Annotated in this window: 10 protein-coding genes; 8 read left to right on the top strand and 2 right to left on the bottom strand. The window is 57.2% G+C overall.

The annotated features are described in order from the left end of the window. Positions 1–18: 18 nt before the first annotated feature. Positions 19–1,017: an MlaD family protein gene (locus DPF_RS07680; RefSeq protein ID WP_069858608.1), complete on the top strand. Its 999-nt coding sequence runs from the start codon at positions 19–21 to the stop codon at positions 1,015–1,017. A 27-nt stretch (positions 1,018–1,044) separates the two neighbouring features. Continuing rightward, positions 1,045–1,671, top strand: coding sequence for an ABC-type transport auxiliary lipoprotein family protein (locus DPF_RS07675; RefSeq protein ID WP_069858606.1), 627 nt, complete (start codon positions 1,045–1,047; stop codon positions 1,669–1,671). Between the two features lie 101 nt (positions 1,672–1,772). On the opposite strand, the gene DPF_RS07670 is transcribed toward DPF_RS07675, so the two are convergent. Next, the gene (locus DPF_RS07670) at positions 1,773–2,495 is read right to left on the bottom strand and encodes a 4Fe-4S dicluster domain-containing protein (protein ID WP_069858604.1); all 723 of its coding nucleotides are present in this window, start codon (positions 2,493–2,495) and stop codon (positions 1,773–1,775) included. Continuing rightward, entirely contained in the window at positions 2,488–5,544 is a 3,057-nt protein-coding gene (gene fdnG, locus DPF_RS07665) for a formate dehydrogenase-N subunit alpha (RefSeq protein ID WP_083254545.1), read from the bottom strand. Before fdnG ends, DPF_RS07670 begins: the two co-directional genes overlap by 8 nt. A 372-nt stretch (positions 5,545–5,916) precedes the next feature. Here fdnG and DPF_RS07655 point away from each other — a divergent pair, with 372 nt between their 5' ends. From DPF_RS07655 to DPF_RS07630, 6 genes are all read left to right on the top strand, one after another. Continuing rightward, on the top strand, positions 5,917–6,624 hold the full coding sequence (locus tag DPF_RS07655) for a formate dehydrogenase accessory sulfurtransferase FdhD (RefSeq protein WP_069858598.1): 708 nt from the start codon (positions 5,917–5,919) through the stop codon (positions 6,622–6,624). Positions 6,625–6,720: 96 nt separating this feature from the next. After that, on the top strand, positions 6,721–7,965 hold the full coding sequence (locus DPF_RS07650; RefSeq protein WP_069858596.1) for a molybdopterin molybdotransferase MoeA: 1,245 nt from the start codon (positions 6,721–6,723) through the stop codon (positions 7,963–7,965). A gap of 343 nt (positions 7,966–8,308) precedes the next feature. After that, a complete protein-coding gene (locus DPF_RS07645) occupies positions 8,309–10,258 on the top strand; it encodes a molybdopterin biosynthesis protein (RefSeq protein ID WP_069858594.1) in 1,950 nt (649 codons plus the stop codon). Positions 10,259–10,498: 240 nt separating this feature from the next. Next, the gene (wtpA, locus tag DPF_RS07640) at positions 10,499–11,470 is read left to right on the top strand and encodes a tungstate ABC transporter substrate-binding protein WtpA (RefSeq protein WP_069858591.1); all 972 of its coding nucleotides are present in this window, start codon (positions 10,499–10,501) and stop codon (positions 11,468–11,470) included. An 88-nt stretch (positions 11,471–11,558) separates the two neighbouring features. Then, on the top strand, positions 11,559–12,347 hold the full coding sequence (locus tag DPF_RS07635; protein WP_069858589.1) for an ABC transporter permease: 789 nt from the start codon (positions 11,559–11,561) through the stop codon (positions 12,345–12,347). Next, entirely contained in the window at positions 12,344–13,393 is a 1,050-nt protein-coding gene (locus DPF_RS07630; protein WP_069858587.1) for an ABC transporter ATP-binding protein, read from the top strand. Before DPF_RS07635 ends, DPF_RS07630 begins: the two co-directional genes overlap by 4 nt. The last annotated feature ends 25 nt before the right edge of the window (positions 13,394–13,418 follow it).

The following is a 13,418-nucleotide window of genomic DNA, read 5'->3' as shown; positions in this document are numbered from 1 at the left end:
TATCGAACAGGATCTTCCATGGCCACAGCCAGAACCAAATTTTCCGTAGGACTCTTTGTTGTTGCCGGCCTCACCCTGAGCGTGGTGGTCATTATCGCTCTGGGCGTGACCAAATTTCTGGATCGGGGCACAACCTATGTGACCTTTTTTGATGAATCCGTACAGGGACTGGGTATCGACTCCCCTGTAAAATACCGGGGCGTTCCCATTGGCCGGGTCAGGTCCATCCAGGTGGCCCCGGATTCCCGTCTCATCCAGGTGATCATGGACATTGACAAGGGCGTGACCATTCCGCCCGATTCCCAGGCCCAACTCAGTGCCGTGGGAATCACCGGCAGCATGTTCGTCAATATTGACCTCAGGGATCCGTCCCGGCCTGCGCAATCCCCCTCCGTTGATTTTCCCACCGAGTATCCTGTTATCCCATCCATCCCGTCGAACATCGCCCAGATCATGAACAGTCTGTCCGTGCTCTACCACCGGCTTCTGGAAGTTGATCTCAAGGGCATTGCCGACCGGGTCAAGATCAGCCTGGACAACTTCAATACCGCCCTGGATGGCTTGGCCCTGCCCGAGCTTTCCCAGGACATCCGTACAACCCTTAAGGGCATCACGGCCCTGACCCAGCATCCAGGCTGGGAAACCGCCATGACCTCAACCACCAATGCCACCAGGGCGTTTGAGGCCGTCATGCACCAAACCGGAACCGTCCTTGCGCAGGCCTCAGCCCTTATTGCACGGACCGATCAGATGATCGCCCAGAACCAGCCCACCCTCAACGCCACCCTGCACCAGCTTCACCAGACCGTGCAGCAGACCTCCATCCTCGTGACCCAGGGAACCGCCATGATCGAGGGAAGCCGGGACAATCTCGGGGTCATGCAAAAGCACCTCGTGCTCACCCTGCGCAATCTGGACAAGGCCAGTCAGGGGCTCAACCGTTTGCTGGAAGAGCTCATCGATCAGCCCTCCAGGCTCATCTCCAGTCCGCCGCCTCCGCCCCGTCGCCTTCCCTGATGAACCCGAACCAACCAGGATATTTCCATGAGATCTTTCCTTCCCGTTGCCATCTGCCTGTTAAGTGTCAGTCTGACCCTTTGCAGCTGTCTGCCTCCAAGACACCACATTCCCCCTGTCCACTACTACACCCTGGAATATGATCCGCCCGAGGGTCAAACAAACGCAACCGTACCGGCCATTATCGAAGTTGCCCGTTTCAGCATTGCACCGGACTACGCAACGTTGCGCATGGTGTTCAAGGACGGCCCCTATAGGCGTAGCGAATATGCCTACCACCGCTGGCACGCTGATCCGGCCGATCTGGTCACCTCGTTTTTGCGCAGGGATTGCAACCGATCGGGTGTTTTTCTAGCCGTGAACGACCCGGGCATGGTCCATGCGCCCACCCATAGTATCAGCGGAAGCGTGGATGCCTTTTACGAGCGGGACAAGGCCGCGACCTGGGAAGCCGTACTGGAACTGACCGTGACCCTGTCAAAAGCCGATGAGCCGGATGTGAGCAGGCGTATTCTCTTGCAGCGCTCCTACACCAGCGTCAGGACCTGCCAGACCAGAACTCCGGAGGGCGTGGCCCAGGCCATGAGCCTGGCCATGCAGGAAATCTCCCGCCGGATACGTAGTGACGTGGCTGCCGCAATCCTTGCAGAATAAACAAAGGGCACCCCAAGGGGTGCCCTTTGTTTATTCTCTTTCCACTGTCATCTCTCAAATGGCCGCCCCCCAGCGGGGCGGCCATGTACAAGGGGAGGGTGTTATCCAACCCGGCGCTTGAGGCCCGGGAAGATTTTGGCCAGGGCCTGGGCCCTGGTCATGGTTTTGGGACGCGTAACCGAAGCCGTTGCAAACTCGTAATACCAGGACGGAGGATAGATGGACAGATAGATCGTGCTCACATCATCGGGGTCCATGAGCTGGGCATCAGGATACGTTTTTTTCAATTCAGCCAGCCGTTTTTCAGCCAGTTCAAGCATCTCGTCCCGCTCGCCAAAGTGCATGGTTCCGGTGGGACAGGACTGGACACATGCGGGCAGCAAACCGTTCTGCACCCGATCCAGACACATGTCGCACTTGCCCCATATACCGGTGACGGGATCACGCCTGGGGATGTTGTACGGACACAGTTCCTCGGGGCTCAAGTCGTCGATCTTCCTGGAAAACTCCGTGAAGATAACCGCCCCGGTATCCGCATCCTGGATGATGGCACGCTCGTCATAATCATCGGCCATGCCCTTGCAGGGCGGATCAATGCAGTGACGGCACTGCTCGGGAAAGAAGAGCCATTTGACCCCGTCATCCATTTCCCGTTCCGTGTACCGCACCAGTTTATAGGTCACAAAAGACAGATCCTGGGGATTCTGATAACTTCCCATGTTCTTTGTTTTTTCTGCCGGAAGTTTGTGCCACTGTTTGCAGGCGATCTGGCAACCCCGACACGCCGTGCACCGAGAGAGGTCTACAAGAAATGCTTTAGGCATTGAGCTCGCCCTCCTTTGCTTTGCGGACGTTGACCATGAACGCCTTGGTTTCCGGGATTCCGGTGTTGGGATCACCTACGGACGGAGTAAGCAGGTTGGCGGCATCGCCACCGCTTCCATCCTCGGGGAACTGCCAGCCAAAATGCCAGGGAACGCCCACCTGATGCACGGTGGAGCCCATGACCTTGAAGGGCTTGAACCGGGCAGTGACAAGGGCAACAGCCCACAGCTTGCCGCGAACGCTTTCAAGGATGACCTTGTCGCCGTTCTTGATGCCCCGCAGCTTGGCCAGCTCCTTGCTCATTTCGCAGAACATCTGAGGCTGGGCTTCCAGCAACCACGGCGTATGCCGGGTCATGAGACCTGTCTGCCAGTGTTCCGTGACCCGGTAGGTGCTGCAGACAAAGGGATACCGGGGATCGCAAACGGCTTTCTCTTCAACAGAGAACTGCATGGCAACAGGACTGCGCAATCGCTTGGAAAAGGGATTCTTGTCCACGGGGCATTCCATGGGCTCGTAATGCTCGGGAAAAGGTCCATCTGCCCGGCCCGGACCAAAGATCTGGCCGAACCCTTCCTTGCGCATGATGAACGCGTACTTGGTTCCCGGAGCCCAGCCGCCATCGGGAACATCACCTTCCCACTTCTTGGCAGCGGCATTCCAGGCAATGACCGCTTTTTCAGGCGCATACGGCTTGCCGTTGAGATCCACCGAGGCCCGGTTGTAGATGATCCGCCGGTTGACAGGCCAGCACCATGCCCAATTGGGATAGAGCCCGATCCTGGCCTGGGCCGGTGTCTGGGTCTTGTCCATGCGGGCGGCCATGTTCCCCTTTTCCGTAAAGGAATTGCAGTACAGCCAGTTTCCGGAATTGGTGGAACCGTCGTCCTGGAGAAAGGCAAAACTGGGAACCAGGGTTCCCTTCTTGTAGGTTTTGCCCTTGATGGTGGTGTCCTTGAGAAAATACCCGTTGATCAGCTTGGCCGTGTTCTCGGCGCTGAACCCGTGTCCATCCTGCCAGGCGGCAATATCCAGGTTCAAAATGGGATCCGAAAACAGACCACCTTCTTTTCTGTACTTGTCTTTGATCTTCTGGGCCAGCTCGCAAATGATGTGACCGTCGGATTTGGTCAGCCCCAGGGGTTTGGGACCGGCCGTACGCCACTGCATCCACCGCCCGGAATTGGTAATGGAACCTTCCTTTTCAATGGAGGTGCAGCAGGGCAGAAAAAAGACCTCGGTCTTGATCTCCTTGGGGTTCATGCCCGGACCGCGCCAAAAGGAACCGGTCTCGTTGTCAAAGATGTTCACATTGACCATCCAGTCCAGCCTGGTCATGGCCCGTCGGGTCTTGTTGGAGTTGGCACCGCTACACGCGGGGTTCTGACCCCAGGCAAAAAAGCCCTTGAACTCTCCCTTGTCCATGGCATCAAAAAGCTGCAGCCAGGTATAGGTTTTGCCCGTATCCGCCTTGGGCAACCAGGTATAGGAGAGGTTGTGATCGGTGTTGGGATACATGGCCCGCAACAGACTGACCGAATATTTGGGATAATTCTGCCACCAGTTGGCACTCTTGGGATCGTTGCTGTGGGGGGTGTAGGCCTCATTATACGCCTTGAGGGTGGGCAGGTTGGACTTGGGAACCTGGAGATACCCCGGCAGAATGTGCCAGAGCAGGCAATGGTCCGTGGAACCCTGAACATTGGACTCGCCGCGCAGGGCATTGACGCCGCCCCCGGCCACACCAATATTGCCCAGCAAAAGCTGGATCATAGCCATGCAGCGGATGTTCTGGACACCCACGGTATGCTGGGTCCAGCCCATGGCGTACATGATGGTTGCGGACTTGTCGGGTTTGCCCGTGGCCGCATAGGTCTTGTAGACCTCAAGAAGTTTGTCCTTGGGGGTTCCGGTGACATCGGACACCTTGTCAAGGGTGTACCTGGAGTAGTGCTTCTTGAGCAGCTGGAACACGCACCGGCTGTTGGAAAGACTCGGGTCCTTCTTGGGATTGCCGTCCTTGTCCCGTTCAAAGGCCCAGTAGGACTTGTCATACTTGCCGCGATAGGCGCTCCCGGGCTCGTTTTCCTTGTACCCGGAAAACAACCCGTCCTTGAATTCGAATTTCTTGCTGACAATAAACGAGGCATTGGTGTAGTTGACCATGTACTCCCTGAAATACAGGTTGTTATCCAGGATGTACTTGATCATGCCGCCGAGAAAGGCGATGTCCGTGCCGCCGCGAAGGGGGGCATAGATGTCCGCCTGGGTGGATGTCTGGGTGAACCGGGGATCAACACTTATGAGCTTGGCCCCGTTTTCCTTGGCCTTGTTGACCCACTTGAAAGAGATGGGATGGTTGGATGCCGCATTGCTTCCCATGACCAGAATGACGTCACTGTTCTTGAGGTCGATCCAGTGATTGGTCATTGCACCGCGTCCGAACGACTCTGCCAGAGCCGCAACAGTTGCGCTGTGTCAGATCCGCGCCTGGTGCTCGATCCAGACCAGGCCCAATGATCGCAAGAATGCCTGATACACCCAGCACTCCTCATTATCCATGGCCGCCGACCCGACATTGGCAATGCCGTCACACCGGTTGACCACTTCTCCCTTGGCGTTCTTCAGGCTGAAGGTCGCGTCCCTGGTCTTCTTGACCCGATCCGCGATCTGGTCCAGGGCCCAATCCCAGGAAACCGCTTCCCACTTGTCGCTGAAAGGCGCCCTGTACATGGGCTGCAGGACACGGGAATCGTTTTCCGTAAGCTGCCAGATGGAGGCACCCTTGGCGCACAGCGAACCTTCGTTGATGGGATGATCCGGATTTCCTTCAACATTGATGGCCCTGTTCTGCCCGTCCTTGGCCGTATGGACCAGAAGCCCGCAACCCACTGCACAATAACAGCAGATGGACGTGGTTTCCTTGGCCCAGCGAAGTTTCAGAAGCTGCGCCCTGGCCATCGTCGGCTTGAGACTGATGCCCAAACCTCCCAGCGCCATGACTGTTCCGGCCATCGCCGAAAACTTGAGGAACGCTCTTCGTTTCATTTTTCCTCCTTTGGTTACAGGTGTGAACCTGAATCCAAGTTATTCAAGGGGCATATTGCGACCACTACCCAAGTTGCGAAATAAGGCCTATGTACATGCCTACCCTAAGAGTTGTAGAAAGATGTCTTCGCGTACCACAGCGTTTTTGATATCGCAACAGGTTTTACAAAAAAAACGAAAGATATTAACGTTTTGTGTCACAAATGACATGTAAGACAATCATGCATTCCTTGGGGAGACACCCTGCTGAAGGCATTCTTTCCGCTTCCCTGCCGGGAATGCTTGGACTTTTTCATCCCGCCCGGATACATATTGCCAACCCCCTGCTCATTGCAGACAGGCCGCACCCTTTTCCATCCAAGGACAAACCATATGACTTCATCTCTCATCCCTGCCCGACCCTATGACAAGTTTCACGGTAATTCCTGGCATAGGATAGAAGACACGGTGACCCGGGAAACCCGCATCCATCTGGCCTGGCCTAACAGATCAACCACCCTGTGGGCCTTTCCCCGGGATCTGGACCATCTGGCACTGGGCCATGCCCTGGTGGAATGGTGTTCTCCGAACCAGATCCCCTGCCTCAGGCAGACCGAGCATGACACCTTTCATCTTGATCCCTGTCCCCGGGAGTATCCGGCAGGAGGCAGGAATTTCGAACCTGTTTCTCCCCCAACCATTCTTGGAGCCATGAACCGGTTTTTCAGCCGCACGGGCCTGTGGGAAACCACGGGCTGCTTTCACCGCATGGCCCTTTTTGATCCCCACACGGACACGATCATCCATTTTGTGGAGGACATTGCCCGACACAACTGCATTGATCGGTTGGCCGGATGGTCCGTTCAGGCGGCCTGTCCCCTCAAGGACAAGGTACTCCTCTGTTCCTCACGGGTCACCGGCTCATTGATGACCAAAATATGTCTGGCCGGCCTGCCCATGGTGGTGAGTCAATCAGCCACAACCATGGCGGCTATTGACATGGCAGCCGACCACGGCATCACCCTGCTCGGATTCGCCCGGACCAGCCGGTTCACCGTGTTCTGTGATCCTGCAGACCACGCCCGCGTTGCCAAGATCTGAATCTTTGTTCCTGCATCCTTGTTCTCGACAAAAAAATGCAGTATCTGCTCCCAGTCACATACGGGATAAAAGACATACATCATTCAAGGCATACTCATGAAACAGGACTTCTTCCGCGTTATTTCCTCCAGGGAATTGTGCCGCCTGCTTAAAACCTTTCCCACTGTTGCCAGGGAACAGATTGATTTTCGTACAGGCGTTGACCGAATGCTGGCAACAGCCATCACCTCCCCTGAAAATCTCCCCATGGTGCATCGGTCATCCATGGACGGGTTTGCCGTGCATGCCGAAGACACCTTCGGGGCCAGCGAAGCCAATCCCGCCTATCTCGAAAACAAAGCCGAACTCAAAATCGACGAGCTGAGCACAGCTCCCCTTGAGCGCGGGGAATGCATGTCCATCACCACCGGCGGCACCCTGCCTCCGGGCGGCAATGCCGTGGTCATGGTCGAGCATACCCAGGAGCTGGGAGCCGGGACCATTGAGATCCGCAAGAGCGTGGCCCCGGGAGACAATGTCATGCTTGCGGGTGAGGATGTTGCCCAGGGAGCGCCCATCCTTCCCAGGGGCAAACGCCTTCGTCCCCAGGAAATCGGCCTGCTGGCGGCCTTGGGGATCACCTCCATTACGGTTTTCAAACGGGTCCGGGCCGGAATCATTTCCACGGGTGACGAACTGGTGGATGTCAACACAACCCCGCGTCCAGGCCAAGTCAGGGATGTGAACACCTCCACCCTGGCCTGTCTTCTGGGCAAGGCAAACGCCCATGTCCAGGCCTACGGTCTGGTCAAGGACGATCTTGCCAGCATCGTGGCCATGCTCAAGCAGGGTCTGGCCGAAAACGACGTCCTGTTCATCTCCGGGGGATCTTCCGTGGGCACGCGGGACCTGACCATTGAGGCCATCTTGTCCCTGCCTGATTCCGAAATTTTGGCCCACGGCGTGTCCGTGAGTCCGGGCAAGCCAACCATCCTGGCCAGGGTAGGCGGCAAACCGATCATGGGACTGCCAGGCCAGGTCACGTCGGCACAAGTGATCATGCTCGTTTTTGGCTGCCCCCTCATCCACCACCTGGGAGGCAGCACCCAGGCCTGGGACACCTCCCTGCGACCGCAGATCCCGGCCACCCTGGCCACCAATGTCTCTTCCAAACAGGGCAGGGAAGACTATGTCCGGGTCGAACTCAAACAAGCCACACCACAGGAACCCCTCCAGGCCGTGCCCAGAACCGGCAAATCAGGACTCCTCAAGACCCTGGTCCAATGCGACGGCCTGGTGCGCATACCAGCTGAAAGCGAAGGACTGCTTGCGGGAACAAAGGTTATGGTGTGGAAAATATGATTAAGTGCACAGGGCACTTAAGTACGCAGTGCGCAGAACACAGGAGGCAGTGGTTTTCGGCATTTTGGGAATTTAACATGATACTGCGAAACAAATGCATATAAAAGACTTAATGACATTATGATTTTTTTATAACTGCGCACGTGAGTGCACAGTGCGCAGAACACAGTACGCAGTGGTTTTCGGCATCTTGTGAATTTAACATGATATTGCGAAACAAATGTATTTTAATGATTCATGAACATTATAAATTTTATAACTGCGCTCTGCGTACTGAGTACTGCGTACTTAAGTGCACTGCGTACTTAAATGTACTTAAATTATTTCAACCAAGGATCATTCCATGGAACGAAACATTTACCTCGATTTGATGACCATTCCCGAAGCCATAGACAAGGTCACCGCGGCCCTGGACCGGGACGGATTGATCAAGCAGGAAACCATCCCTTCCCACGAGGCCGCAGGCAGGGTTCTGGCCCGACCCGTGTACGCCAGGACCTCGTCGCCCACCTTTCATTCCGCAGCCATGGACGGCATCGCGGTCAAAGCAGCGTCCACCTTTGCCGCCCGGGAAGGTCGGCCCATCCAGCTGGTCCGCAACAGGGACTATATTCCCGTGAACACGGGCAACCCCCTGCCTGCGGACATGGACGCGGTGATCATGATCGAAGACGTCATTGAGGACACGGGCGAAAGCGTGACCATTGAAAAGGGCGCCTTTCCCATGCAGCATGTCCGACGCATTGGCGAAGACATCGTGGCCACGGAACTGCTTTTGCCCCAGAATCGCACCCTGTCCCCCTATGACATCGGCGCCCTGCTCAGCGCGGGTATCTGGGAGGTCTCGGTATGGGAACCCGTGCGCATGACCATCATCCCCACGGGTGACGAGGTCCTGGATTTCACCACCCGTCCCCAGCCCAAGCCGGGCCAGGTCATTGAAAGCAATTCCCAGGTGTTCATGGCCCTTGCCAGTACCTGGAATTGTGAAACCCAGCGAGTCACCCCGGTCCCGGACAATCCCGAAGCCCTGCAAAAAGCCGTGGATCAGGCCATTGACCAGGGCGCCCATGTGGTCATTGTGGGGGCGGGCTCTTCGGCCGGAAGCAAGGATTATTCAAAATCAGTGATCAGCAGGATGGGAGAGGTTCTGGTTCATGGCATTGCTGTCATGCCGGGCAAGCCGTCCATGCTGGGCACGGTCAGGGGCCGGCTTGTGGTGGGCGCCCCGGGCTATCCGGTCAGTGCCGTGGTCTGTATCGAGGAATTGCTGGGCCCGATCGTGGCCTGGCTCTCACGTGCAAGGGTATGGGAACGGCCTGAAATCACCGTGGAAATGGCCCGCAAGGTCCCGTCCAAACTGGGCCTTGAAGAACGGGTCAGACTGGCCATTGGCCGGGTTGGGGAAAAGAACGTGGCCATCCCCCTGGCCAGGGGCGCGGGCATGATCACCACCCTGACCAAGGCCCACGGGATGACCTCCATACCAGCCACCAGCGAAGGGGTGGAACAGGGAGCAACCGTTAAGGCTAGGCTGCTGGTTCCCCAGGCCGAACTCCACCAAACCCTGCTGGTCATCGGCAGCCACGACAACACCGTGGACCTTCTGGCCAACAAGCTCATGGGGCTTGAAAACCCCTTGTACCTGGCGTCCAGCCATGTGGGCTCCATGGGCGGACTCATGGCCCTCAAATCCGGATCAACCATGATCGCTGGCGCCCACCTCTTTGACCCGGAAACCGAAGACTACAATTTTCCCTTTATCCGCAAGTACCTGCCAGACATGGACCTGATCGTTGTCAATCTGGCCATTCGCCATCAGGGTTTCATTGTCGCGCCGGGCAATCCCCTGCACATTACCGGCATCAAGGATGTGATCGCCAAACAGGCCCGGTTCGTGAACCGCCAGCGGGGTGCGGGAACACGCATTCTTTTTGACCACGCCCTCAAACAGGCAGGAAAATCTCCCGCCGATATTGTGGGATATGACAGCGAGGAGTTCACTCACATGGCCCTGGCTGCCAACGTGCTCACGGGAGCCGCCGACTGCGGTCTGGGCATCTATGCCGCGGCCAAGGCCCTGAACCTGGATTTCGTCCCTCTGGCCCGGGAACGCTACGACCTGCTCATCCCCAGGGCCCATTACAACGACCCCAAAATCCAGACCCTGCTGGCCATGATCGGCCAGGAATCAACCCGCCAGCAGATCCAGGCCCTTGGAGGCTATGAAACCACCCTCACCGGCCAGATCATGCAGCCCGGTCAGGGACTGGACGCAACCCAAACAAGCTGAAGCCGTTCAGAAACCAATACCTGCAACCGGACCCTGCCGTTTTGACCGAAGCGTACCCAAAGGTGCCTTGTCTTGCGGCTCTGCCTGTCATGCAGCAGGCCGGGTCCACCTGATGCCGCCAACAGCGTGCATGATCTCCAGGGGGCTCGGTTCGAAACAACGTCTGTTTACTCCCTGTACCTCTGGCCGAAGATCCGGAAGCACAGGTACACGAACCACTTAACACCAAGGAGAACCACCATGAAATCATTTCTCTGGTCCCTGGCCCTTGTTCTAGGCATCACCCTGATCTCCTCTTCGGCATGGGCCGAGCCTTCGGGCAAGGTTGTCCTCTTCCATGCCGGCAGCCTCACCGTGCCCCTGGCCCAGATGGAAAAGGAGTTTGAAGCCAAATACCCCAAGGTGGACATCCTGCGCGAAGGCGGGGGCTCCACCAAGATGGCCCGGCTCATTGCCGAGGTGGGCAAGTACGCCGACATCATGGCCTCGGCCGACTACACGGTCATCGACAACAACCTCATCCCCAAGGATGCCGCCTGGAACATCCGCTTTGCCACCAACCAGCTGGTCCTCTGCTACACCGACAAGAGCCGGTACGCAGACCAGATCAATGCCGACAACTGGTACGAAATCCTCCAGAAAAAAGACGTGGTCTGGGGCCATTCCGACCCCAACCTGGACCCCTGCGGCTACCGGAGCCTCATGGTCCTTCAGCTGGCCGAAAAATTCTACGGCATCAAGGGCCTGAACCAGAAGCTGCTGGACAACCGGCCCATGAAGAACGTTCGCCCCAAATCCGTGGAACTGGTCAACCTGCTCAAGACCGGGAACATGGACTACGCCTGGGAATACCTTTCCGTGGCCGTGCAGCACGGGCTCAAGTACATCACCCTGAACGACCATATCAACCTGGGCAATTACAAGTACGACAACTTTTACAAGATGGCCGAGGTCAAGGTGACCGGCAAAAAACCCGGCACCTGGAAAGTCAAAAAGGGCAAGTCCTGCACCTACGGCATTACCATGATCAAAAACAGCTCCAACAAGGAAGCCACCATCGCCTTTTTGCAGTACATGCTTGATCCCCAAGGCGGTCTGAAGATTCTGAAAGACATGGGCCAGCCCCCGTTCATCCCCTGCCGCATTGCCGACCAGGCCGAATACGACAGCCTCCCCGCCAGCCTGAAACCTCTGGTGGAAGTCAAGAATTAAGGCAGGTCCCACGCGTTTATACCTGCCTGGGGCATCCTCCCATGGGGTGCCCCGGGCAGAACCAACCGTAACCCGTGCAGCACAACCCATGACCGTCAAACCCGGCGTTTTTTCCTGGATACTGATCCTGTTCAGCCTGCCCCTTATCGGACTGATCGTCCTGCCCCTGTCCAAAATGGTCCTCACCCCCACCTGGGCCGCCCTGTGGGAAAGCCTGAACGATCCCGTGGTGCTTGAGGCCATTGGCCGCAGCATGACCACATCCCTTGCCGCGGCCCTGATATGCTTTGTCTTTGGCACTCCCCTTGCCTATCTCATGGCCAGGCGGGATTTTCCGGGCAAGAGCCTGGTGGAGGCCATCATTGATCTGCCCATCATGATCCCCCATCCGGTCATTGGCATCGCCATCCTCAGTCTGGCCGGACGCAACCATCCCCTGGGACGCATGCTGGCCGACATGGGCATCCAGGTCATGGGCACCCTTACGGGAATCATTGTAGTCCTGACCTTTGTGGGCATGCCTTTTTACATCAACACGGCCAAGGCCGGGTTCGAGGCCATTCCCAAACGCCTGGAAAACGTGTCCCGCAGTCTGGGCGCGCCCATGGGCGCTACCTTTTTCCGGGTCACCTTTCCCCTGGCCTGGCAAAGCATGGTCCTTGGAATGATCATGTGCACGGCCAGAGCCATCAGCGAATTCGGGGCCGTGGTCATTGTGGCCTACCACCCCATGACCGCTCCGGTCCTCATCTACGAGCGGTTCACGGCCTACGGTCTCAGGTACTCCCAGCCCGTGTCCGTGTGGCTCATCGGCGTGTCCCTGATTCTCTTTGTGGCCATGCGTCTTGTTTCCAGACCACACCGGGAGATGTCATGATCCACCTGTCCCATCTGTACCTGACCCTGCCCGATTTTTCCCTCAAGGACATCACCCTGACCATTGATCAGGGCGACTTTTTTGCCCTCATCGGGCCCACGGGCGCGGGCAAGTCACTCATTCTGGAAACCATGCTGGGCATGCTCCCGGTCCACAGGGGAACCATCAGCCTGAACGGCACGGACATCACCAGACTGCCACCGGAAAAACGGGGGCTGGGTATTGTATACCAGGACTTTGCCCTGTTTCCCCATTTGAGCGTGCGCAAGAACATCCTCTATGGAACCGCATTTCATGACCTTGCCCCCCACAAGGTGGAGAACCACCTGAAATTTTTGGTCGAAAAACTGGGTATCGCGCACCTGCTCGACCGCAAGCCCACCACCCTGAGCGGTGGTGAAAAGCAGCGTGTTGCCCTGGCCCGGGCCCTGATCCTTGAGCCGGCCGCCCTGCTCCTGGACGAGCCCCTTTCGGCTCTGGACCCGGTTTTACGCGAAGAGATCAAGGATCTGCTCAGGTCCATCCACAGGGATCTGGGAACAACCATGGTCATGGTTTCCCACAGTTTTTCCGATGTGTTCTACCTGGCCAACAAGGTGGCCATCCTCAAGGACGGCAGCATTGTCCAGCAGGGCGAGGTGGAGCAGGTCTTTGACCAGCCCAATTCGCGATTCACCGCAGGATTTGTGGGCATGCGCAACATCCTGGAAGCCACCATAGAGGACAACCGGGCCCAGACCCGGGGACCGGCCGTGATCCTTCCCGCAGGCAACCATCCCGCGGGCGGCTTTCTGGCCATCCGGCCCGAAGACATCTGCCCCTTGCGTGCGGGCCACAACGGATTCGAAAATACCCTCTCCGGGACCATCACCCACATGGCCCACCAGGGATTTTATTTCGATGTCTGGCTTGATGTTGCCGGACTCAGGCTGCAAGCGGTCTGGGACAAACATTTTGTTCTTGAACACGATCTGGAACCCGGTACACGCGTGGACATCGGCTTTTACGCCCACAAGGTCCACGTGCTCCCGGAAAACACGGGGTAAATCTCCACCCACAGCCCATCGAGGT

It is taken from the genome of Desulfoplanes formicivorans, assembly GCF_001748225.1.
GTDB classification, from domain to species: Bacteria; Desulfobacterota; Desulfovibrionia; order Desulfovibrionales; family Desulfomicrobiaceae; genus Desulfoplanes; species Desulfoplanes formicivorans.
Note: the sequence above shows the minus strand (reverse complement) of the source record. Positions and strands in the feature narration are given on the sequence as shown.

What these genes read in the sequence shown, in the direction of transcription:
- DPF_RS07630 (WP_069858587.1), top strand. Translation starts at nt 12,344, where the DNA reads ATGATCCACCTGTCCCATCTGTACCTGACCCTGCCCGATTTTTCCCTC.
- DPF_RS07650 (WP_069858596.1), top strand. Translation starts at nt 6,721, where the DNA reads ATGAAACAGGACTTCTTCCGCGTTATTTCCTCCAGGGAATTGTGCCGC.
- DPF_RS07645 (WP_069858594.1), top strand. Translation starts at nt 8,309, where the DNA reads ATGGAACGAAACATTTACCTCGATTTGATGACCATTCCCGAAGCCATA.
- DPF_RS07670 (WP_069858604.1), bottom strand. Translation starts at nt 2,495, where the DNA reads ATGCCTAAAGCATTTCTTGTAGACCTCTCTCGGTGCACGGCGTGTCGG.
- wtpA (WP_069858591.1), top strand. Translation starts at nt 10,499, where the DNA reads ATGAAATCATTTCTCTGGTCCCTGGCCCTTGTTCTAGGCATCACCCTG.
- DPF_RS07635 (WP_069858589.1), top strand. Translation starts at nt 11,559, where the DNA reads ATGACCGTCAAACCCGGCGTTTTTTCCTGGATACTGATCCTGTTCAGC.
- DPF_RS07655 (WP_069858598.1), top strand. Translation starts at nt 5,917, where the DNA reads ATGACTTCATCTCTCATCCCTGCCCGACCCTATGACAAGTTTCACGGT.
- DPF_RS07680 (WP_069858608.1), top strand. Translation starts at nt 19, where the DNA reads ATGGCCACAGCCAGAACCAAATTTTCCGTAGGACTCTTTGTTGTTGCC.
- DPF_RS07675 (WP_069858606.1), top strand. Translation starts at nt 1,045, where the DNA reads ATGAGATCTTTCCTTCCCGTTGCCATCTGCCTGTTAAGTGTCAGTCTG.